This is a genomic window from Edaphobacter modestus (assembly GCF_004217555.1).
Classification (GTDB): Bacteria; Acidobacteriota; Terriglobia; order Terriglobales; family Acidobacteriaceae; genus Edaphobacter; species Edaphobacter modestus.
In genome coordinates, this window is sequence record NZ_SHKW01000001.1 from 4,412,323 (window position 1) to 4,434,405 (window position 22,083).

Consider the following 22,083-nt stretch of genomic DNA (forward strand, 5'->3'; position numbering starts at 1 on the left):
GAACTGCAGGATGGCATAGCTGCTAGGCAGGCTCAAGGCCCAGCCAGCGGCTCACAGACGGAATGCGGGACAGGATAAGTTTCTCCATCAGAATCACGGCGGCCAGCGAAACCGCCATTGCTGGCAGATAGAGCGCCAGTGCGACGATCACGGCAATCAACGCGAACGTCCATTTGGGACGTTGTGTAGGCAGCGGTGCTCCCAGCACGCCAACGCTTCGCCGACGCCACCATAGCACGGTCGCACTCATGCTGAGCAACACCAGGCCCATAGCGGTGGCCAGACTGATGAGCTGATTCATGAGCCCGAAGAGCTGCCCTTCATGAGCTGCGATGCCAACCCCCATGATGCGATCGATGATGTGCCGCTGGCTGAAGTCTTCGCGGCTGACGATGGAGGCGGTTGCCGGGTCCATCGTGACTACAGTGCGTAGTGGCCTGTTCTGCGAGTCGGACTTCACAGTCCAAGGGCTGTTGCTGCTCATCGCGGGCATAATCAGAACCGGGTAAGCCAGATGAAGTTCCGCCGCGGCCGGGACAAGTCGATTGAGTGGTTCATACGCGTTCGCCGAAGTCATCCGATGCATGACGTGGCCCATATGCTCCGCATGTTCGACGACTGCTCCTGCCATGCCGTTGCGGTTCAGGGCTTCTCGTTCGGCAAGTTCGGAAGATCGGCCGGTTGTCCAGTCCTGCCGCACGGTTGCTGTCCCGGTGACCTCTCGAATCTTCTTAAAGTAAGCTCCCCAGCTCTTCGCCCACGGCAGACCGGTGAGCAGTAAGAAAAGAGCGAATGCAGAGACCCACACTCCGGTTACGGCGTGAAGATCGCGCCAGAAGATGCGCTTTCCCTTTCGCATCCGAATCCATAGCACACCAGCAAGTTTTTCGCTCTGCCGGGGCCACCAAAGGTAGAGTCCACTCACGATAAGAACGATGGCCCACGAAGCGGCAAGTTCGACGACTCGCGATCCCCAGTCTCCGGCAAGCAACTCACCATGCAGGCGGAAGATGATCCGCATGGGGCGTTTGTCTTCGCTGATGACCTTCAATATCTGCAAGGTCTGAGGATGGACGTAAATGCGATACTCTTCTTTGCCCACCCCGACGATCACGCGAGCCGCAGCATCGCCGTTCGGGGGCAACTCATAGTAGTGAAGACTCGATCCCGGCACAGCATCCATCGCCACGTTAGCAATCGCTTCGGGTGTCGCCCGTTGACCATGTAACGCCAGGTGGTCGTATGGCCGATCAAGCCAGCGCTCGATCTGTGGTTTGAATAGATAGATGGAACCTGTGCATGCAAGCCAGATCACAAGCGGTATGCAAAAGATTCCTGCATAAAAGTGCCATCGCCAGATGGCGCGATAGACGCGCCTCGACTGCTCTTCCTCGACATTCTTCGTAATCGTATTGCTCATATTTGAGTCCTCTCTGGAGAATGCGGCAGTTGGCCGCCGTCCTTCTTTTTGGTTGAGCTGATTTGTGCAGGCCTAGAATCTGACACGCACTCCTCCGTAAGAAGCACGAGGAGTCCCGGCATAGATCGATCCAGTCGAGCCCATCAAGACACTCGCTCCGTTTTGTTGTCCAAGAGCATTGAGAGTGTTGGTGATGTTTCCGGCGGAGGCTACGTAAGTCTTGTTTGCCAGATTCTGAATATCGAAGAAGAATCGCAGACGTGAGAGAGCTCCATGACCTAGGGGCGGATCATAGTGCGTACTCAAATTGAGCAGCGTGTAGCCTGGCGAGCTGAGAAAATTTGCATTGTCGAGAACGTAATTGTCGCGCCAGTTTGTTTCAACATATCCGCCGAATCCCCGCAGAACTCCCGTTGGTTGGTCGTAGACAATCCGAGCGTTGAGGAAATGCGGCTGAACGCCCGGAATTCGGTTGTTGTTCCGCGAAAAACTGTTGGTGACGCTGCCCGTGGTGAGTTGTTCTGTGTAATCGGTATAGATCTGATTGTCGTAGAGGTAGGAAGCACGCACGCGTGCGCCAGCCAGCTTCTGCGGAAGCGGGTGCCAGTCCAAACTAGCCTGGACGCCACGATGGGCTGAGGCGGGCGCGTTGAAGGTATAGCTCTGCAGGTTGACGCCCGGCGATTGTGTCACCTGTTCGTCATGGAACCACTCGTAAAAGACTGCTGCCGAGATTTGAAGCGTGGCGCCGAGTGACCAGTCGGCTCCGCCATCGACGCCGAGATTGCGCTGTGTCTTAAGCGTTGTATTGTTGCCAAACTGGCCTTGTGCATTGGTGAAGAGTTGCGTAGCCTGTGGCGTTCCGTAGCCGGTTCCGAGCCGTGCGTGGAGACGCCATGCATGATCGGGGCGAAACTGCAGCCCCACCTCGGGAGCGACATTGAAGAAGGTGCGGTTCGCACGGACTGGGGAAATCGTCGGTGTTCCACCTGTGGGATAGGTGAAGTTGTTTGCGATTGCGTTGAGACCTGTGTATTCGCCGCCTAAACCAGCCACAAGCGTCCAGCGTTCGGCGAGTGCAATTTCCTCGCGCACACGAAAACCTGAGTTGAGGTGGTTGCCGACGACCGTTTGCACCTGACCGCCAAGCGTTGCATTGCCGCCGGGCATCAGATTCGAGCTTTGCGAGTTGATGTTCTCGTAGTTGAAGAAACCGCCAACGTAACTAGTGGATTGCTTATTGGAGAAGAGTCCACGCCGCAGCACATTACTCATAACATTGAACGACGGCAAAGTGCCGCGATAGGTAGTGGCGCTCGTCGGCTGGTCGGCATCGCGGTTGTCCCACACAAACTGCGTCTGCCATGTAGTTGCCTGTGTCAGATCGTGTTCATACCGGCCACCGACGATCGTCCGCCGGTCATGGCGATTCAGGCCCGCCTCTGCCGCGCCAAGCGACTGACGCGTGCCGTTATAGCCATTTGCATACACGCTGATGCTCGCACATCCGTTCGTTGCAAAGGCGGCGCTGTACACCTCACATCCATGTTGGTACGGATTCATCTGGTACTGCGTGCGCGAAAGCCGGAGCGATAGGTTCGTGTTCAAATCATTGTTGATGAACTTGAATGTCATGCGATCCCGCGGAGTCGCTACAAAGGTCGCGAGGATATTCGTGGTTACGGTGTTGTACTGGTTGTTCACCGTCGCCTGATCTGCACGTACATTGCTGACAAAGGCAGAGAGTTGATATCGATCATTGCCTGCACCATAGGTGACATAGTCGTTGTAATAACCGAAACTACCGAAGTCGGCTCCAACCTCCAGCCCTTGGATCTCGCTACCGCTCCGCGTGTGAAAATTGATCGCGCCGCCGGATGCGTAGTTTCCATACAAGGCCGACGACGGTCCTTCCACAACATCGATGCTGCTGTACGCATGAGGGTCAGTAAGATCCGTGCGAGCCAGGCCATCAGGCTGTGTCACAGGAAAACCGTCCTCAAAGACCTGCACATTGCGCACACCGTATGTCTGGCGATTGCTCGATCCGCGCACGGAGATGGAGATATCGCGAGGACCATTGCCCTGAAGAACTGTGACGCCGGGAACTAGATTCAGTACATCTGCAATCGTCGTCGCAGGTGAGTTTCTGAAGTCGGCCTGACTGACCTGAGCCTGTGTCTGGCTCGTGGGCGTCTCGGTGATCAGAGAGGGCTCCGCCTCGACATTCACATTCTGTGTCAAGGTCGAAACAGGAAGTGACAGACTGACCGGCACACTCCCACCTGCTGAGATGGTTGCTGTCTGTTCAGTAAGCTGAAAGCCGTCCTGCACGGCGCGAATGTCATACGTTCCCGCAGGTAAACCGGTGACCGTAAATCGACCCTGCTGGTCCGAGATAGAACGGAGCGTAGATCCTCCGCTTGTGGGATGGATCTCAATTCGCGCTCCAACGATCGCCGCATGTCCGGGATCAACGACCTGGCCTGTCAGCACTCCGTCTCTTCCACTCTGTGCAGTGGCAGATATAGCGATGGCTGTCGTCACGAAAGCAACAGCCGCAAGTTTACTATGCGAATACACAGTTTCCTCTCAATCCAAGTCTGGGCTTATAGAGAAGGTCGCTTGAGACGTCACGAGCGACAGGCAAACTCACAGTAAGCCGGATAGAACGCTGCCCACGACAACAGGACAGATGGACACGTAGCTAGGGGAAGAGCGTTGGAGGGCCGCGTTTTTGACGCGCACGTTCCCGTGAGATACGCCATTTGGATTGCGTCTGAGAAATCCCCGCCGGGTGGCTCACTAGAGGAGCGAAGATGGCGTTACTTAGAGAAGCGGTATAAAGATTCGGATAATGAGAAGGGACCACAGAGTCCGGACAGTAAGGGCACTTGTCCGCTGGTGCGCGGAACTGAGGATCGTGGCTTGCGAACCAGCCTCGTTCCGCCGTGTTCAGCATGCAATGATGTTTTCCATTCCGACGGCAGCAAGCAGGCAACCCCGCATCCCTCGGCGTGCTCCTCGCGAGCAGCGGAGTTAAGAGAGGCAAGCCGAACATGGCTACCAGGAGGATGGAGAACAGTCGGCGCATAAGACGGACTATCTGCTTTCGCACACGGGGAACGAAGTTATAAGAACTCGACCAGGAGATTAAGCCTGATGCAACTGGTGCGCTGCTTAATGGATGGACCTAGAGCCTGGACACAAATGTGCCGAACTAAGCATGTTCTATTCGCAGCAAAAGCGGTCTTATATCGAGATGGAGAAAGTCGGCGGCCCGCGTTTTTGGCCCGACCGGTCGCGCGCAATTCTCCAGAGAGATTGCGTTTGAGCGGCTACTGCCGGGTGACTGATCAAACCAGCGAAGATTGCCTGATCAGGTGGCGCAGCAAATTTATCGAAGTGAGCGGAAGCGACTGCTGCCGGAAAGTATGGGCACTTCTCGGCTGGTGCACTGAATCGCGATGCATGATTGGCAAGCTTAACGTGCTCACTCATACTCAGTACGCAGTGATGCTTTCCGTTCCTGCGGCAACAGGCGGGCAGGTTCGCCTCACTCTTCGCCGACATCGCGAAGAGCGGAGAGGCCAACGGCAAGCCGAAAACGGTCAGCAACAAAATGGACAGAATCTTCCGCAATGCTCCGATTTAAGCACCGAACGGCCTTCGATTGCAAGGACGGACGGTGATCGAATCCGATCACGGCGACGTTCTTTCTCGGAAATGTGGCACAAGACGATCTAGACGTTGCTCTACTTTGCCTACTGTTTCGACGTCGTCAGGCGCTTGATGAGTTGAATTTGTCCTGCATGATATAGATCGTGCGCTGCAATCCCAGCAATAAGCTCAAACAGATTCACTTTGGATTTAGGGGACACCGAACAAAGGTCACGATTGGCGAGCCCCTCAACGGCAGTTCGTAGATTCGCGTGCATTCGTTCCAACAGTGCGCGGTCATCATTCCACAAACGCTCATCTGCATCATTATCAGGCCGCGTGAACCAGTTCGAGCCCTTCAGCTCGAATGAGCCTCGAGGCTCGGCCGTGATGCGCCTCAATACCGTGTACTTCCAGTAAGCAGCGTGTACGACGAGCTCCCAAATGTTATGGCGACCTGGGGCGGGGCGCTTTGCAGCAACCGATGCTGTTACACCGCGGATGGATCCGCGCAAATTCGTTCCATGCCATGACTGCCGGTTGTATGCGCGATCGAGGACTTCAAGCAAAACCTTTACTTTTTCAAATGAATCGAACCCGGATGGACGCGCCATTAGTAACTCCTTTGAAAGCCCGTGCGTGACGCCGGCGACGAGGTTTGCGGATTTCTTCGCGGTCTATCACCACATCCTGCTCGTAGTTGCTGCCGTCGATTCGGAGGGTACCGAAGGAAAATTTATCGAATTGCTTGCGCACCTCCTCGTGCTGTTGTGTTCAGGCGCTCTTCTTCGAAGTGACGGCAGAGAAGGCAGACCAGCATTGTTCTACCTCGCGGCTACCACAATGCGGGCAGGTGGTCTTTTCCGCATCATGCTCTGCGATGGTGTTGCAGACGAACTCATAGTGCGGCATACACACCTCCCCCGGTCTCTGAATAATCAGGCTAGATTCTAGTCCCGCGACTGGAACAGGTTCAACACGGATCGATCTCGTCACGCCTGTGATCTTTCACCGCATGCCCTACGGAAAGGAAATTCAACGTACACTGCTGGCGTATGGCGCCAAGGATTGAAAGATTTCTGCAATTACTTTTCGGGTTGTGAACATGAAGGCTTCGGTGCAGTTCTACCGAAATGTGCTCGGAATGAAGCTGCTTTATTGAGGAGAATGGGCAAGTTTCTCTTCGCTGCGAGCAAACGATTTAGAATCTGCGATCCTCAACCTCGAACAAGGTGACAGCGTGTCGCGTTAGGGCGGCTGATTGATGACAAAATTCAAAATGGCCTGGTCGATTTGTCCCGGATCAGAACGCACAAAGCAGATAAAGCCGGGCGCATATGTTCGCTTATCGGTGAGCGATACGGACTGCGGAATGGATGCCGCGACGCAGGCGCGTATCTTTGAACCATTTTTTACGACCAAGAAGTAGGGGAAGGGAACCGGTCTGGGCTCGGCCCACCGTATATGGAACCTTGGAACAGGCTGGGGATGATTGCAGGTGAGAGTGAACCGGCGTTTGGCACCAGCTTTCACGTCTACATGCCGCAAACAGAAGAATCGATGGGATTACCGGCTCCAGTCCTGGTGATACAAGGTCAGTGGCAGGTTCGGAGACAATTCTGATAGTAGAAGGACCAGGATGGCATCAGGAGTCTGCTTACCCAGATTCTTGAGAGGAAGGGCTACACCGCCTTACCTGCGCGCGATGGTCGTGAGGCCTTGCTGCTATCCGACATTGTAATGCCGCAGATGAGCGAGCACGTGCTGGCTCGCGAGCTGAGTGCTACCCGACCGTCTATGAAGATCCTATATATCTTCGGCTATGCGGACCGGTCGCTAGAACAGATGGATGGAGTCTCCTCAGAATTTGCGTGCCTGGAAAGGCCATTCTCACCCGATGCACTCATGCGCGAGGTAAGAGCCGTGCTCGATACACCTAGAATTCAGAGCCGCTCCGCATGAGCACACAGTCAATGCGATGGCAAGCTGCGGAAAACGCGATTAGTGATCATGAGTTCCACAGGCATCGTCAACATCGTCGGCACCGGTTTCCGATAGAAATGGTGGAACGGTGTAGTTTTTGAGCGTCTTTGGAAACAGATAAACTTATCCCGGTTTCAATTAGCACTGGGAAACGCCCATCTGGGAAGTTAACTGCCTTCTTAAGATGCTGGGTACGCAGGCGGGAAATTCGCAGTTATATTGAAACCTCTTCAAAAAAAATTGGACTGCTAACGTTGTATCAACGTAAGTGCTTTTTAATATGAGAGATTTCCATGTACAGAAGTCTCAGCGAGACATCGCAAAAAAACAGTTGTAGAGGGTAAATATGAGAACGTTCGCTATGAGTGCGTTGATGCTGCTTGGTCTCCTATGGACGGTAGCGGTTTCGGCATCGGCCGCTAAAGGAAACATCACACCGTCAGCACTAATGGTTAGTGATGCGCACTTTAATCCATTTCACGATCCGGCGAAGGTAAAGCAATTGGAAGCGACTCCGGCGAGTGGATGGGAGACTATTTTCGCGAGCGGTGATTCTCCTACCCAAGGTCAAGATTTCGAGGAATTACGTACGGCATGCAAGCTGCGCGGCATTGACACCCCGTACTCGCTATTTGCATCCGCGATAAGTGCGATCCATCGCGACGCAGCAGGGGCAAGTTTCATCACCATTAGCGGCGACCTGCTGGCGCATCGCTTTGATTGCATGTTCGCGAAGACGCTGCCGGGGGCCACGCCGGAACAATACACCGTGTTCACGGCAAAGACCATCGAATATGAAGTGTTGCAGCTAAGACATGCGATTCCTGGCGCTGCTTTCTACCTTGCGCTGGGGAATAACGATTCAGCCTGCGGAGACTATCGCCTGGATACGGGAATGGAGTGGTTCAAGATACTGGCACACGTAGCCGAGGCTGGCGTGGGCCGCACGTGGGGCAAGTCTGCAACAGAGAGTTTCGAGCAGGGCGGATACTACAGCGTGGAGATGGCCCCGCCGATGAAAAAGACACGCATGATTGTAGTGGACGATACATTCCTGGCCGGCGGCTATAAGTCGTGCAAAGGTGAGAGGAATCCGGAGCCTGGCGAAAAGCAGATGGCTTGGCTGCAGACGCAGCTTAACGACGCGCGGGCGCACCACGAACGAGTGTGGGTAATGGGGCATATTCCGCCGGGCGTGAGTCCATATGCGACCTTTCAACAGCAGAAAAAGACGATGAACCTGTGTACGGCCGAGGGTAAGCCGGCATCGTTTATGCCGACGGATCTGCTGGGTGACACGATCATAAGGAATGCGGATGTCGTGAAGCTGGGGATCTTCGGACACACGCATGTGGATGAGTTGAAACTGCTAACCGGTGAGGCAGGAGACGTGCCGGTGAAGAATGTGCCATCGCTTACGTCGATCGGAGGGAATTACCCATCCTTTACCATTGCGAAGCTGGATCCGCTGACAGCGGAGCTCGTGGACTTTACGGTGATCAGCTCGCCCGATCCAGAGGGCTCACATTGGACTAAGGAGTACACATTCTCAGAGAGGTCTGGAGGTATTGGATTTACGCCAGTAACTCTGCAGAAAGTGATTGCAGAACTGGCGGCCGATTCGAGCGGCACAACGAAGTTGAGCCAGGACTACATCCTCAACTGGTCTGTAGGTGCACAGCGGCAGCAATTGCAGCCGATCTGGCCAGGATATGTGTGTGGAATGAACCATTCGCATGCGGAGGATTACAAATCGTGCGTGTGCCGAGGGTCATTAAGCAGTCTGCTGGGACCAGGGACACAATGAAACACTTTTACTAAGCAAGGGTTCCTACTGGGGTTTAGCTTGACGGATCGAATATCTGGCACTCAATCTATTCGCGCTTTAATGCTTCGCGACGGCAGCGAGATCTGCCGATTGGATATTTGCTGACACAGGGTCTGCGCGGACCACAAAGAGAGTTTGTTCGTCAGGTGAGATAGAGAACTGCGACAGGCCCACCGGCGGTAGATTTCCATTGAATTTAGTAACAGCTGTCTCCTTTCCTGTAGCAAACTCATGCAGTTCTATGATCGGTCCATCAGAGTTCATCTTGAGAAAGACGACGCCTTTAGAGGTTAGAGCCCAGGATTCAGAATAGCCTTGAGCAAGTGAGTTCACCACAACGGTCTGCTTCCCACTTAGCAGGTCAAGACGAGAGATTATCGAGTCCATTCGACCGTGCGCAAAGTAGAGATATTGCCCGTCTGCAGACTGAACGATTGGAGCGCCTCCATCATCGGTGATCTTCTCTGAGGAGCCGTCGAAAATGGATATCCGGTAGACAAAATTCCTATTAATGGCGAACACCGACTTTCCATCCACTGAGCATGCCGGGTGACTCAAGGGCTGATCGGAAATACGTCGCAGCTTATGGGGTGATGATAAAGACACCTCGAACAGGCCGGGATCCAGCTTCGAGGAGAAGATCAGTCCGCGACCATCTCGCTCCCAACAATAAACCGAGGGGCTCATTCCGTTCGTATCAACAAGAGAGGTTCCTGTGCCATCGCGTTTGCTCACCCACAGCTGAATGTGTCCGGCATGATCCGAGCGGAACGCCATCTTTGAGCCGTCGGGAGAAAGCGATGGCTCAAGGTCTTGGCCGGGCGTACTTACGATCGAAGTCCAGACCGTCGACGCTGCAGATTTTTTTGTCAGGTCAAATGACCAGATATTCAGGTCGGGGCCATGGGCGGAAAAAGCAATTTGGCCCGATCGCCGGGATATAGAGAATTGGGAAGGCAGGTCTGTTCCAACGGCAGAAACCAGCGTCGCACTGCCATTCGGAATTCGAACGTCGCGACGCCAGAAACGAAATTCATTGTCGAGCCTTCCGCTGAATATCACGCTGTCATTCGTTTGCCAGTCCACATCACTGAGCAGATGAGATTGATCTGTAAGTTGACGAACCTCACCACCTGTAACTGGCAAGACAAATACGCCATTTTGAAATTGATATTTCACGCGGATGAACGCGACTCGCGTTCCATCTGGCGAAAACCGTGGCGCGACGTCTCCAATAATGTCCATATTCGGGTATGTCAGGCGGATCATTTTCCCATCGCTAACGTGAACCAGATACAGACTCAAAGGATCGGTCTCATTGATTTTGTCGTCAACTACCAGGAAGGCACCGTCGGGAGCCCAATCGAGGCGGCGGTAGTTCAGCCCATAGCGATGCGGAAATAACGTGGTCAGCTTGCGCGAAACCGAGTCGCGGAGAGAGAAGATGAAGATCTCAGCCGTATCTTGTGTCGTGCGAATAAAGGCAATCGATCTTCCGTCAGGCGACCATACGGGGCTGCTGACCAGGCCAGTTCCAGAGATCAGCTGACGTGGCCTTACTGCTTCTGCTTCCTGCATATAGATGGATGAATTTCCATCAATCGAGGATGAATCGACAAACGCCAGCTTTTTTCCATCCAGTGACCAGGATGGTTGATCTTGTGTTCCTTCCATCCTGACGAGCGTGGTGGTTTCGAGCGGCTGAACGATGCCGTGTCTAAAGTTATCCTGCCCTCGCAGACAGAGGAGGACAGCAACAGTTATACACAGGACCACGCTGATTGAAACCAGCAAGGATAGGCCGCGTCTATCGCGAGGAATACTGGCTGCTTCTTTGCGGTTCACTGCCGGGTGCAGATAAGGCGCCGAGGCCGACTTGCTCTCTATCACGTCCGCACGTGGAGAGGGATCTTGTTCGGCAGGCACCTCGTTGAGGTTGTATGAATTGCTGTCGACTGCGACCGGTTCTACAAATCGATAACCATGTCCATGAAACGTAGCGATATATCTCTTGCCGTTTGTCGCTTCTTCAAGTGCTTTGCGCAGTATCGAGATGTTTTGAGTTAGGTTCGCTTCTTCTACTGCCTGGTGAGGCCAGAGTTGATCGAACAACTCCGCTTTACTCATAACCCGACCGTGGTTCTCGACCAGTACAAGCAGGGTCTGGAACACTTTGGGAGTTAAAGCGACGACCGTGTCGCGACAACGGAGAGTGCGCGTATCGGAGTCAAGAGTGTAGCGGTCAAAGCGGAAGATCATGATTGTTACTATCTGGTCAAAATACAGCGTAGAACCCCGTTTTTAGATTCTCAAATTCGCATTTTGAGCAGGATTTTAGGACCTCGTTGCGTTCCGTGGGTGACCCTGTAATTGTCGTTGATTTTCGGCTCAAGACTGAGACCGGAGACGGTGACACACAACTTCTGTCAACAAAATATTAATCCACATAGCGTTAACGACGCGTGAATGGAAAGGCGCCAGTGGCGCTCCTGTCATTCACTGCGCTGTAACACCAGTTGTCTGCAATCCGACATTGCTACGAAGGCCCGTGGTTGCGAATTCCACGAAGAAGAATTGCACGTTGTTCCCCAGGGAGAGAGTTGATGAAGATCAGATGCACATTCTTAAATTGGCTAGCGGTGGTGGCAATAGGGTTCGGGTTGACGGCGGTCATGCCGTCAGCATTCGGACAGACCGTTACCGGTTCTATCTATGGCACAATCAGCGACACTTCGGGGGCAATCATCCCGGAAGCGAACGTGACTATTACGAACACTGACACGGGCCAGTCGTTGTCCACCCTTAGCAACGCTTCGGGTGCGTTTGTATTTCCCGTTCTTGATCCCGGCAACTACAAAATCTCCGCATCTGTCGCGGGTTTTCAAAGCGTAACGCAGCGGGACCTTCGCCTCTCCGCGAACCAGAATGTGAATGCCAGTTTCACACTCCACGCAGGATCGGTCGAGACGGAGGTCGTCGTGGATGCAGGCACTACCCTGGTCGACACGCGCGAATCGCAGCTAGGCGAAACCATCGACCAGCGCCGTATTCAGGATCTGCCGTTGGTTGGTCGCAGCGCGTACGACCTTGTCCAAACCGTTACGGGTGTCACGAACTACTCGCCCAGTGCGCCGATCGGTGACAATGTCGGTACCCAGTTCAGCGTAAACGGTCTTCGATCCAACCTCAACTCCTACTACCTGGACGGGTCCTACGATAATGTGTTTGCCCGTGGGGGCGGCAACCTGATGCCCAATCCCGATGCGCTGCAGGAGTTCCGCTTGATCACTACCAACTTCGATGCGGAGTTCGGACGCTATCCCGGCGGCGTAGTCAACGTCATTACGCGTTCCGGCACTAACCAGTTCCACGGCGTTGCGTACGATTACCTGCGGAATACTATTCTCAACGCACATAACTACTTTACTTCCGGTGTCTCCCCCCTTGTGTATAACGTCTTCGGAGGTGCGGTCGGCGGACCAGTGCTTCGCAATAAGGCATTCTTCTATGTGACCTATGAGGGTACGCGAATCAGCTCTCCTACAACCGTCACATCTTCCTCGCTGGTGGTCCCGACAGAAGCGGAACGGAAGGGAGATTTTTCAGAGGACTCTGCCAAGATCAAGGCATCCCTGAAGAACCTATCTACGTGCGGCACCCCCTACGTCATCTGCCCCACAGCGCTGGATCCTGCGGTACAGAAGATGCTGGCCCTGGTTCCGGTCGGTGCGCCGGCCACGTCCTCGACGCCTGGTGCGCCGCCACAGCAGATGATGGGAAGCCCTACCAAGCGAGATGAAGGTTCAGCCCGGCTCGATTACCAGTTGAATGCGGCTCACAAACTGCAGTTCACCTACTTCAACTCTCAGGGCACGGGCTACAACCTCACTGCCCAAGGGAATGGCATTCTTGATTATAGCGGGGATACGACCTATAGCGGCCAATACAACTATGTGCTTGGCGATACCTGGATCGTCTCGCCCCGGGCCGTCAACAGCCTGCGCATCTTTGACACCCTGAACAAGTCGATCATCGGGAATTCCGTCACCGGCAACACCTGGAAAGATTTCGGCAGCTCAATCGGACAGAACGCACCCTCCAACGCCCAGCCGTTTATCAATATCACAGGGTATTGGATTATGGGGACCGCAGGAAGCGGCCAGGCAAATAATTCACAGGGATCCTACGGGGTTTTGGATACCTTCAACTATACAAAGGGGAATCACACGCTGAAGTTTGGCGGCTCCTTTATCATGGACACATCGCGGTCAGATGGTCAGTTTCTGGTTGCCGGCAAGTTAGGATTCACTGGGAGCAGCACGGGCAACGCACTTGCCGACTTTCTTGAAGGACACGCTAACACCTTTCAGCAGAACAACGGCACAAACTCCCGCTTGCACTCGGCGGATCCCTCACTTTTCATTCAGGACGATTGGCGTGTCAACCCTCGCATTACTCTGAACCTTGGTCTTCGCTGGGAGGTCTATTATCCCTTCGCCGGGCAGAACAACCTTACTACGTTCCAGCAGGGAGTCCAGTCCACACGTTTCCCGACGGCCCCGCTGGGTGTGCTTGTGTCGGGGGATCCCGGCGTTCCCGACGGTATCCTGCATACCTCCTACACAAAGTTCGCGCCGCGAGCAGGTTTCGCTTATGACGTATTCGGCAACGGACGGACCTCGCTTCGGGGCGGCTATGGCATCTTCTATTCGGCCACCCAGGAAGACATCGTCGGCAATCTTCAGCAGCAACCCTTCTCGCTGGTCATCACGTTAAATCAGACTCCCAATCTCAACACACCGTATGCACCGGCTGCCGATCCATTTCCTTATACGGTCAACCTGAAGAATCCGACCTTTGTTCCGGGCGCCACGATGGCCGGCATGGCATCCAACAACAGCACTATTCCGTACCTAGAACAATATAATTTGACCGTCGAACGGCAGTTGGGAAATAACTGGAGTGCGCACGTCGCGTACGTTGGTAGCAGGGGCCATCATTTCTACCTACTCCGCGACGAGAACTCCCCCGTCTACGTTCCTGGTGCGTCGACCAGCACGGCCGGCCTCAATGCACGACGGCCGATCAAACCCTACGCCGGAATCAGCCTCTGGGATACGTCGAGTGACTCCTCGTTCAATTCATTCCAGGCAACCATCACCCACCGCTTCTCTCGTGGCTTCTCTCTAAATGCAAGCTATGTGTGGGAGAAGGCGTTTGACAACACCTCTGGCGACCCGACCAGCACAACTGCGTTTCAAATCTCCAATCAGAATTGCGTTGCCTGCGACCGCGGTCTCTCCTCACTCGAGGTTCCGCATCGGTTCGTGGCTTCCTATCTATACGCCCTGCCTGAAACCCACTTGTGGGGCTTCTTCGGCAAGGAGGTACTCAATGGATGGCAGATCAACGGCATCACAACACTGTCCACTGGCAGTCCATTCAACATTCTCTCTGGGGTGGATAGCAATCTGGACGGCATTGCTACAGACCGGCCCGACCGCACAGGAGATCCATCCCTCGACGGGGGACGCAGCCGCGCGCAAAAGATTGGTCAGTACTTCAATACTGCAGCCTTTGCAGCTCCCCATGCGAATACACCCTACGGGAACTCGCCGCGTAATCCGCTGATCGGTCCTGGCTATGTCAACACCGATATCTCCGCTTTCAAGCGATTCGCGATCTATGAAAAGAGCGACCTGCTCTTCCGTGGTGAGGTCTTCAACGCTTTCAACAATGTGAACCTAAACAACCCAAATGGAACCCTCGGCAGTTCACAGTTCGGCAAGATCACTGGGGCTGGTACCCCAAGGATCGTGCAGCTTGCCTTGAAGTTCGAGTTTTAGCCGCTTAATTCATGGGGAGAAGCAGAATGCATCTCTGCTTCTCCCCAGTGCACATCCATCTCCTCTGGCGACCGCCCAGCTACCTGCCTTTGCAAAGGACAATCTCATGTCACGTACCGCTGCTTCAATTCTTCGGACTCTTACCGTAGCAACTGCTGTCATACCTGCCATAGCGGCTACAGGAGCTTATGCCTGGGCGCAGCAAACCAAGCCCGCAAGCTCCACCACAACGAAGTCCAGCCAGTATTCCAACGCAACTGCGCCCGAATATCACATCTATAGAGGGAGCACGCACGCGCACACCAGCTCCACCTGGTCACACGGCGAGCAGTGGGCCAAGAATGAGTGTAAGGGTGTGCCGCTGTACGGCTCCGATCGCAATTACCCTGAGGTTCACAGCTGGGCGCCAGAGGGCAATCAGCCACCCAGCGGCAAGTGCCCCTCAATGATCATCATCGGATCAGCCCAGTACCCCGGCCCCTACAACGAGTTGAGGCCCGATTGGAAGAAGCATCAGGGGCCACCATCTGAGCACTTCGCTTTGGCAAAGGAGAACGGCTATGACTTTTATGCTGTCACTGATCACTCGCAGGACGCTGGCTTTCAGCCTCCTAGCCCCGCCAACACTACTTGGATGAACACAAAGCGCGAAGCCGCAGAGGCGACAAATGCGGAGTTTGTCGCGATTGCAGGCTATGAGCACTCCGAGAACGATGGTCCGAATGGTGTAGGACATATCAATGTATTCAATAGCGCCGGTTACCTCAATGCGCTTGATCCCGGCGTAGACCTTCCCCGTCTCTATAGCTGGCTCAAAACAGCCAAGCCGAATGGCGCGGGTCCTATAGTTGCCAGTTTCAACCACCCTGACGCTAAACAATACAATGACTGGGCGTATCGCGATGCCCAGATTACTGACATCATCACGATGCTCGAGGTGATCAATTCCAATAACAAGATTCACGAGAAGGGATTTATCGCGGCTCTCGACAAAGGATGGAAGGTCTCTCCAGTCGACGGGAATGACAACCATGGCACCACGGGGATCGCACGCAACACCTCCCGCACATTTGTCCTCGCCACCAGCCGCACCAAGGTTGCCATTCTCGAGGCGATGAAACATCGACGGACCTATGCGTCGCTCGATAACAACATCCAGTGCCGTTACTCCATAAATGGTGCCATCATGGGCGCAACGCTCGCGCGTCAAAACACCTTCAAGTTCGATATCCAAATCAGCGATCCTGACACGAACCAGCCCAAGGACAAGATCACGAAAATCGAGATCGTGAAGGACCATGGCGAAGTAGTGCAGAGCTATGTCCCTGATACCCCTGACTACAGAGTAAGCTGGTCACCCACCATCACAGACTCGACCAGCACGTACTTTTATATCCGTGTATGGAACGCAGGCGGCGGTGATGCTCCAGGTGGATCCCCCGACAAACCGATCGCTTGGCTTGCACCCGTGTGGACTGGCCGTTAAAGCGATAGAGATCATACAGTCATGGTGCATGAGAATGCGGAACCTCTTATACGTCCTCCTTGGAACGGAGAAGAAAATAAGTAATATTGGCAAATGCTCATAGTTTTGTGATTCTATGGTGTGTATTTTATTTTCGGCGAGGGCAAGCCTTACGCCGGAATAGTAGGCGTGAGGAGTTGAATTGTGTCTAAGGTGCCCGCCGAGATTGAGATCACCGCTCCAATTTCATCTAAATATGCAGAGATTCTGTCTCCTGCAGCAATCGCATTCCTGGCCGATCTGCAGCGTACTTTCAGGGTGCGCCGTAAAGAGTTGCTCGCTGCCCGTGTGACTCGCCAAGCTCTGCTGGATGCGGGCGTAAAGCCCGATTTTCTTCCTGAAACAAGGCTTATTCGGGAAAGTAAGTGGCGTTGCGCCGCAATTCCGACCGATATACAGGACCGCCGGGTCGAAATCACGGGACCTGTCGATCGCAAGATGATCATTAACGCGCTCAACTCGGGCGCTCATGTGTTCATGGCGGACTTTGAAGACTCTTCCACCCCGCTCTGGAACAACCTGATCGATGGTCAGATCAACCTGCGCGATGCGATTCGCCGAACCATCTCTTTTGAAGACCCAAAAACCGGCAAGTCTTATACTTTGAACGAGAAGACCGCAGTTCTTTTTGTCCGCGCTCGAGGCTGGCATATGGTCGAGCGACATGTGCTGGTCGATGGCGAGCCTATGTCGGCTTCCATCTTCGACTTCGGCCTTTACTTCTTTCACAATGCGACGGAGCTTCTCGCGCGCGGAAGCGGGCCTTATTTTTACCTCCCCAAGATGGAGTCACACCTGGAAGCGCGTCTCTGGAATGAGGTTTTCGTGCATGCGCAGGAGAAGCTCGGTATACCGCAGGGCAGCATTCGAGCTACCTGCTTGATCGAAACCATCCTCGCCACCTTCGAGATGGACGAATTCCTGTACGAGCTTCGTAATCATTCAGCCGGCCTTAACTGTGGGCGCTGGGATTACATCTTTTCCTTCATCAAAAAGCTGTCTGCCGATCATTCCGTCATACTGCCGGACCGTTCTCAAGTAACCATGAGTACGCACTTCATGCGGAGTTACTCGAAGCTGTGCATCAAGACCTGCCACAACCGGGAGATTCACGCCATGGGCGGCATGTCGGCGTTTATTCCTATCAAGTCCGATCCCGTCGCCAACGAAAAGGCACTCACGCAGGTTCGGGCCGACAAAGAGCGAGAGGCGACGGACGGTCATGATGGCACTTGGGTCGCTCATCCGGGACTAGTGCCTATCGCACTTGAAGTATTCAACCGGATAATGCCGCAAGCGAATCAGATCAACAAAAAGTTGTCGGACTTCGCCGTGACCGCTGCGGATCTCCTGCAGGTCCCAATAGGAGAGATTACCGAAGCCGGCTTGCGCCAGAACGTTGCGGTCGGCCTCGGTTACGTTGAAGCCTGGCTTCGCGGCATCGGCTGTGTCCCTCTGTTCAATCTGATGGAAGATGCTGCAACGGCAGAGATCAGCCGCGCCCAGTTATGGCAATGGGTTCATCATGATGCCGTATTGAACGACGGACGCAAGATTACCGTGGAACTCTGCGAACAGGTCATCGACGAAGAGTTGGCCAAGGTTAAACCCGGACTCAACGATGACCGCTACGACGCCTACGAGAAAGCAGCCTCGCTGATGCGCGATCTGATTCGCGATGAAAAGTTCACGGACTTCCTTACGCTTCCGGCTTACGAGCAGGTTCTTCGGGAGGAAGTCTTCGCTTAGATGTCGCGGGGCTTATCAGGCATATGGATTCGCAGCTTACTCCAGCCGTTCTATCTGAACTGCGCCACATCTTAGGCGAGCGCGGCCTTATCATTGCCGCGAATCAATTACAAACCTACGAATGCGATGGTCTGACGGCGTTTCGCGTGCCTCCCGCTGCGGTCGTTTTACCAGAATCCACTGAACAGGTTCAGAAGATCCTTCGTGTCTGTCATCGTGAGCGTATCCCGTTCGTGGCGCGTGGTTCCGGAACGGGTCTCTCTGGAGGAGCCTTGCCGACAGAGGGCTCCATCGTCATCGGGCTTTCCAGGATGAACCGCATTCTTAGTATTGATATCCCGAATCAGCAGATTACCGTGCAACCCGGGGTCATCAATTCAAACGTGACCGCAGCCGTTTCGCCGCAAGGATATTTTTACGCCCCTGACCCAAGCTCTCAGACTGTCTGTTCCATCGGGGGGAACATTGCCGAGAACGCAGGTGGCGCGCACTGTCTCAAATACGGCTTTACGGTCACGCATGTTCTGGAGATGACTGTGGTATTGCCCGATGGTGACATAGTTACTCTTGGAAGCAAACTACCGAATGCGCCAGGCTATGACCTGGCCGGAGTTTTTATCGGCAGCGAAGGGACACTAGGTGTTGCGACTGAGATGACGCTTCGCATTATGCGCAAACCGGAGACTGTGCAGGTAATCTTAGCCGCCTTCAATACGATCTCTGCAGCTGCGCAGTCTGTCTCTGATGTTATCGCCAGTTGCCAGCTTCCCGCTGCGATGGAGATTATGGATCGTCTCTCCATCGAAGCCGCGGAACTCTCTGTCCATCCAAACTATCCGGCATGCGAGGCGCTCTTGTTGATCGAGTTGGATGGCCCGCAGGGCGAAGTCGATTTGCAGATGGCCGTCGTCATCGACATCTGCAAAAGAAACGGTGCATGGGAGACAAGGCTCGCCGTCGATGAAAATGCCCGCTTCCTCGTGTGGAAGGGGCGCAAAGCTGCATTTGCAGCCGCAGGCCGCCTCTCACCCAACTACATCGTTCAGGACGGCGTGATTCCTCGTACCGCTCTTCCGGTCGTGCTCGAGAAGCTGAATGCGATGGCTGCGGGCGAGAATCTTCGTGTAACGAACGTCTTCCACGCTGGTGATGGCAACCTTCATCCCATTATTCTTTATGACCGCAATAATCCTGGCGAAGAAGAGCGCGCTATCGATCTGTCGCTTCGCATCCTGGACGTCTGTGTTGAAGCCGGCGGATCGATCACGGGAGAACATGGCGTGGGCCGCGAGAAACAGTGCAGCATGAGCTATATGTTCGCCGATCCTGATCTTGAAACAATGCAACGTCTGCGTCGTTCCTTCGATCCTCTGAATCTCTCTAATCCTGACAAACTCTTTCCCACGCCGCGCATTTGTGGAGAGCGTTCCCGTGGAGCCTACGCACCGCATTCCCTAGAAACAAGCGGTATTGCGGAGGTCTTCTGATGACCTCAGCTTCGAATGCCGCGTTACATGCAGCAGCTGAGCATCTCGCTCGAGTAGTCGGTGGGGAATTTGTCAGTTCAGCTGTAGATGGTGTTATCCACGTTCTGCCGAGCAACACGCAACAGGTCTCTACAATTCTCGAATACGCAACTAAGAATGGCTTAACGGTTGATCCGCGTGGCGGAGGAACAAAGCAACATTGGGGGAAAGGTACAGCGCCGCACATTCGGCTATATCTCTCCCGTCTCGACAAAGTCCTTGACCACCCTTGGCAGGATCTCACCTGTACCGTGCAGGCAGGTTGTATATGGTTTTTGCTGCAGCAAAACCTTGCAAAGCATGGTCAGTTTGTCGCGCTCGATCCGCTATTCGGCGAGCGCGCCACCGTAGGCGGCATTTTGGCAACGAACGATTCCGGCGCTCTACGTCATCGATACGGCAGTCTTCGCGATCTAGTAATTGGGATGACGCTGGTCCTCTCAGATGGAACCATCGCCCGAACCGGTGGGAAGGTTGTCAAAAATGTTGCGGGCTACGATCTGTGCAAATTGCTGACCGGAAGCATGGGCACGCTTGCCATTATCACTGAGGCAAATTTTCGTCTGCATCCTCTTCCGCAATATTCGCGAACTTTTACCGTCGCCGCTTCCCATAGTGCCGGCCTTGCATCCTTGCTTGCTGCGATCCGCGGAAGCCATCTATTAGTACAGTCTTTGCAGCTACGACGTAACAAAACAGAAGCGCGTCTCGATATTTGCCTCAGTTCCCATACTGCGGCCCACCAGGACATATTGCTGGAAGGAATGGTGCGGGGCGAAGGACTTGCACTAAAGGAAGCGAACGAGGCTTCTTGTTTCGAACGGGAGGCTCTGTTTGCTGACGGATCGACCTTTATTCGTGCCTCAACACTCCCAACCAATGCCTGTGTATTTACAGATGAACTTCAACGTATAGCCCCGAAGATCGACGTGGTTTCTGTCTCGCAAGGAATTGGACTGCATGACATTTCGCTTCGCGGCTCGCCTGATGAAATCACGATCGCTATAAGCCGAATACGTGCTAACCAGGAAGTTGCAGCGGCGGTTCTGCAATCTGGGCCAGACGTCGACGCACGGTCCTTCACGATTCCTACTCCAGTGATGTCAGTGATGCAGGCAATTAAGCGCAACTTTGACCCGAAGGGCGTCCTCGGTCCCGGCAAGTTTTTCGTGAACGCATAGACAGGACCATGGATCACTTGACCAACATCGAAGAAGTGCGAAAGCCAAGCAGTTTCGATGTGCACAACCCTCCGTCTAAAGAGCTGCTGTCTGATTGTGTCCACTGCGGCTTCTGTCTACCCGCTTGTCCCACATATGTTTTATGGGGTGAGGAGATGGACTCTCCACGGGGACGAATCTATATGATGGCGAAGGCCGGCCAGGGCGAAGCTCCGCTGGACCAGAACTTCCGCCAACATATGGACAACTGCCTCGGCTGCATGGCCTGCATGACCGCGTGCCCTTCAGGGGTCCAATACGACAAGCTCATTGAAGATACGCGTCCTCAAGTTGAGCGCCACATCCCGCGCTCTTTTGCTGACTCAGCGTTTCGCAAATTTCTATTCGCAACGTTTCCGTTTGCAGGCAGACTTCGACTAATAGCGCTTCCCACGTTTGTCTATCAGCGCACAGGGCTTCAAAAACTGATACGCGCGTGTGGTCTGCTCAAACTGATTCCGAAGCGTTTCGCTGCGATGGAAGCGCTCCTGCCTATTGTGCCCAACAGCCTTTTTCGTAAACTGCCTCCTCTGTTACCTTCGGCATCTAGAGGGCAGCGCGTGGGAATGCTCGCGGGTTGCGTGCAGCAGGTCTTCTTTCAGCACGTCAATGAGGCTACTATGCGCGTTTTGTCTGCAGAAGGTTACGAAGTTGTTACCCCGTCGCATCAGTCTTGCTGCGGTGCACTGATGGTGCACAGCGGAGTCGAAGAAGAAGCGCGCTCTTTGGCACGAAAGATGATTGCCTTATTTGAAAGGGAGAACGTCGATTACATCGCGATCAATGCCGCTGGATGCGGATCGACGATGAAAGAGTACAGTCATCTCCTTCGCGATGATCCAGCGTGGTCAGAGCGAGCGAAGGCATTCTCCGCAAAATGTCGCGATATCTCCGAGATACTGCTTATGCGTGAATCGCAGACTCCGAGAAACCCGATTTCGCTTCGCGTCGCATATCAGGATGCTTGCCATCTTCGTCATGCTCAGGCTATTCACGCTGAGCCGCGATCTCTGCTGAAGAATATTCCGCAACTTGATGTTGCTGAAATAGGAGAAGCCAACCTGTGTTGTGGCTCGGCAGGAGTCTATAACCTGCTGCATCCTGAGCCGGCGAACCAGCTTGGCGATCGCAAAGTTGAAAATCTGTTAGTTGTAAAGGCTCAGGCTCTGATCAGCGCAAATCCAGGATGCCTGCTTCAACTTCAGGCAAGCCTTCGGCGCCGCGGCGTTGAACCGATTCCGATGTTCCACATGATTGAGCTGATTGACGCCAGCATCCGTGGCGTCAGCGCCGAGGAACTGCTAAGTTGCCGACAATAAGATAGTT

13 protein-coding genes are annotated in these 22,083 nt (G+C 54.1%); 8 read left to right on the top strand and 5 right to left on the bottom strand.

Annotation, left to right across the window (positions count from 1 at the left end; translation table 11 throughout):
- Window positions 1–22 precede the first annotated feature (22 nt).
- From BDD14_RS18725 to BDD14_RS18740, 4 genes are all read right to left on the bottom strand, one after another.
- Entirely contained in the window at window positions 23–1,420 is a 1,398-nt protein-coding gene (locus tag BDD14_RS18725) for a PepSY-associated TM helix domain-containing protein (RefSeq protein WP_130420137.1), read from the bottom strand.
- A gap of 72 nt (window positions 1,421–1,492) precedes the next feature.
- Window positions 1,493–3,916 (bottom strand): TonB-dependent receptor, encoded by a 2,424-nt coding sequence (locus BDD14_RS18730; protein ID WP_165420149.1) that lies wholly within the window; start codon window positions 3,914–3,916, stop codon window positions 1,493–1,495.
- A 1,268-nt stretch (window positions 3,917–5,184) separates the two neighbouring features.
- Complete coding sequence (locus BDD14_RS18735) at window positions 5,185–5,694, bottom strand: DinB family protein (protein ID WP_130420141.1); 510 nt, start codon at window positions 5,692–5,694, stop codon at window positions 5,185–5,187.
- A 160-nt stretch (window positions 5,695–5,854) separates the two neighbouring features.
- Window positions 5,855–5,992, bottom strand: coding sequence for an FmdB family zinc ribbon protein (locus BDD14_RS18740; RefSeq protein WP_130420143.1), 138 nt, complete (start codon window positions 5,990–5,992; stop codon window positions 5,855–5,857).
- Between the two features lie 172 nt (window positions 5,993–6,164).
- On the opposite strand from BDD14_RS18740, the gene BDD14_RS34565 reads away from it, so the two are divergent.
- The gene (locus BDD14_RS34565; protein WP_423201804.1) at window positions 6,165–6,242 is read left to right on the top strand and encodes a VOC family protein; all 78 of its coding nucleotides are present in this window, start codon (window positions 6,165–6,167) and stop codon (window positions 6,240–6,242) included.
- Between the two features lie 1,167 nt (window positions 6,243–7,409).
- A complete protein-coding gene (locus BDD14_RS18750) occupies window positions 7,410–8,870 on the top strand; it encodes a metallophosphoesterase family protein (protein WP_130420145.1) in 1,461 nt (486 codons plus the stop codon).
- Between the two features lie 78 nt (window positions 8,871–8,948).
- On the opposite strand, the gene BDD14_RS18755 is transcribed toward BDD14_RS18750, so the two are convergent.
- On the bottom strand, window positions 8,949–11,150 hold the full coding sequence (locus BDD14_RS18755; RefSeq protein WP_130420147.1) for a winged helix-turn-helix domain-containing protein: 2,202 nt from the start codon (window positions 11,148–11,150) through the stop codon (window positions 8,949–8,951).
- 344 nt (window positions 11,151–11,494) lie between these two features.
- Here BDD14_RS18755 and BDD14_RS18760 point away from each other — a divergent pair, with 344 nt between their 5' ends.
- From BDD14_RS18760 to BDD14_RS18785, 6 genes are all read left to right on the top strand, one after another.
- Window positions 11,495–14,737 (top strand): TonB-dependent receptor, encoded by a 3,243-nt coding sequence (locus BDD14_RS18760; RefSeq protein WP_130420149.1) that lies wholly within the window; start codon window positions 11,495–11,497, stop codon window positions 14,735–14,737.
- A 106-nt stretch (window positions 14,738–14,843) separates the two neighbouring features.
- A complete protein-coding gene (locus BDD14_RS18765) occupies window positions 14,844–16,223 on the top strand; it encodes a CehA/McbA family metallohydrolase domain-containing protein (protein ID WP_130420151.1) in 1,380 nt (459 codons plus the stop codon).
- 183 nt (window positions 16,224–16,406) lie between these two features.
- A complete protein-coding gene (gene aceB / locus BDD14_RS18770; protein ID WP_130420153.1) occupies window positions 16,407–18,011 on the top strand; it encodes a malate synthase A in 1,605 nt (534 codons plus the stop codon).
- 23 nt (window positions 18,012–18,034) lie between these two features.
- Window positions 18,035–19,498, top strand: a complete 1,464-nt coding sequence (locus BDD14_RS18775; protein ID WP_130420155.1) for an FAD-linked oxidase C-terminal domain-containing protein — start codon at window positions 18,035–18,037, stop codon at window positions 19,496–19,498.
- Window positions 19,498–20,718, top strand: coding sequence for an FAD-binding oxidoreductase (locus BDD14_RS18780; protein ID WP_130420157.1), 1,221 nt, complete (start codon window positions 19,498–19,500; stop codon window positions 20,716–20,718). The genes BDD14_RS18775 and BDD14_RS18780 overlap by 1 nt, the downstream gene beginning before the upstream one ends.
- 8 nt (window positions 20,719–20,726) lie before the next feature.
- Window positions 20,727–22,076: a (Fe-S)-binding protein gene (locus BDD14_RS18785; RefSeq protein WP_130420159.1), complete on the top strand. Its 1,350-nt coding sequence runs from the start codon at window positions 20,727–20,729 to the stop codon at window positions 22,074–22,076.
- Window positions 22,077–22,083 lie beyond the last annotated feature (7 nt).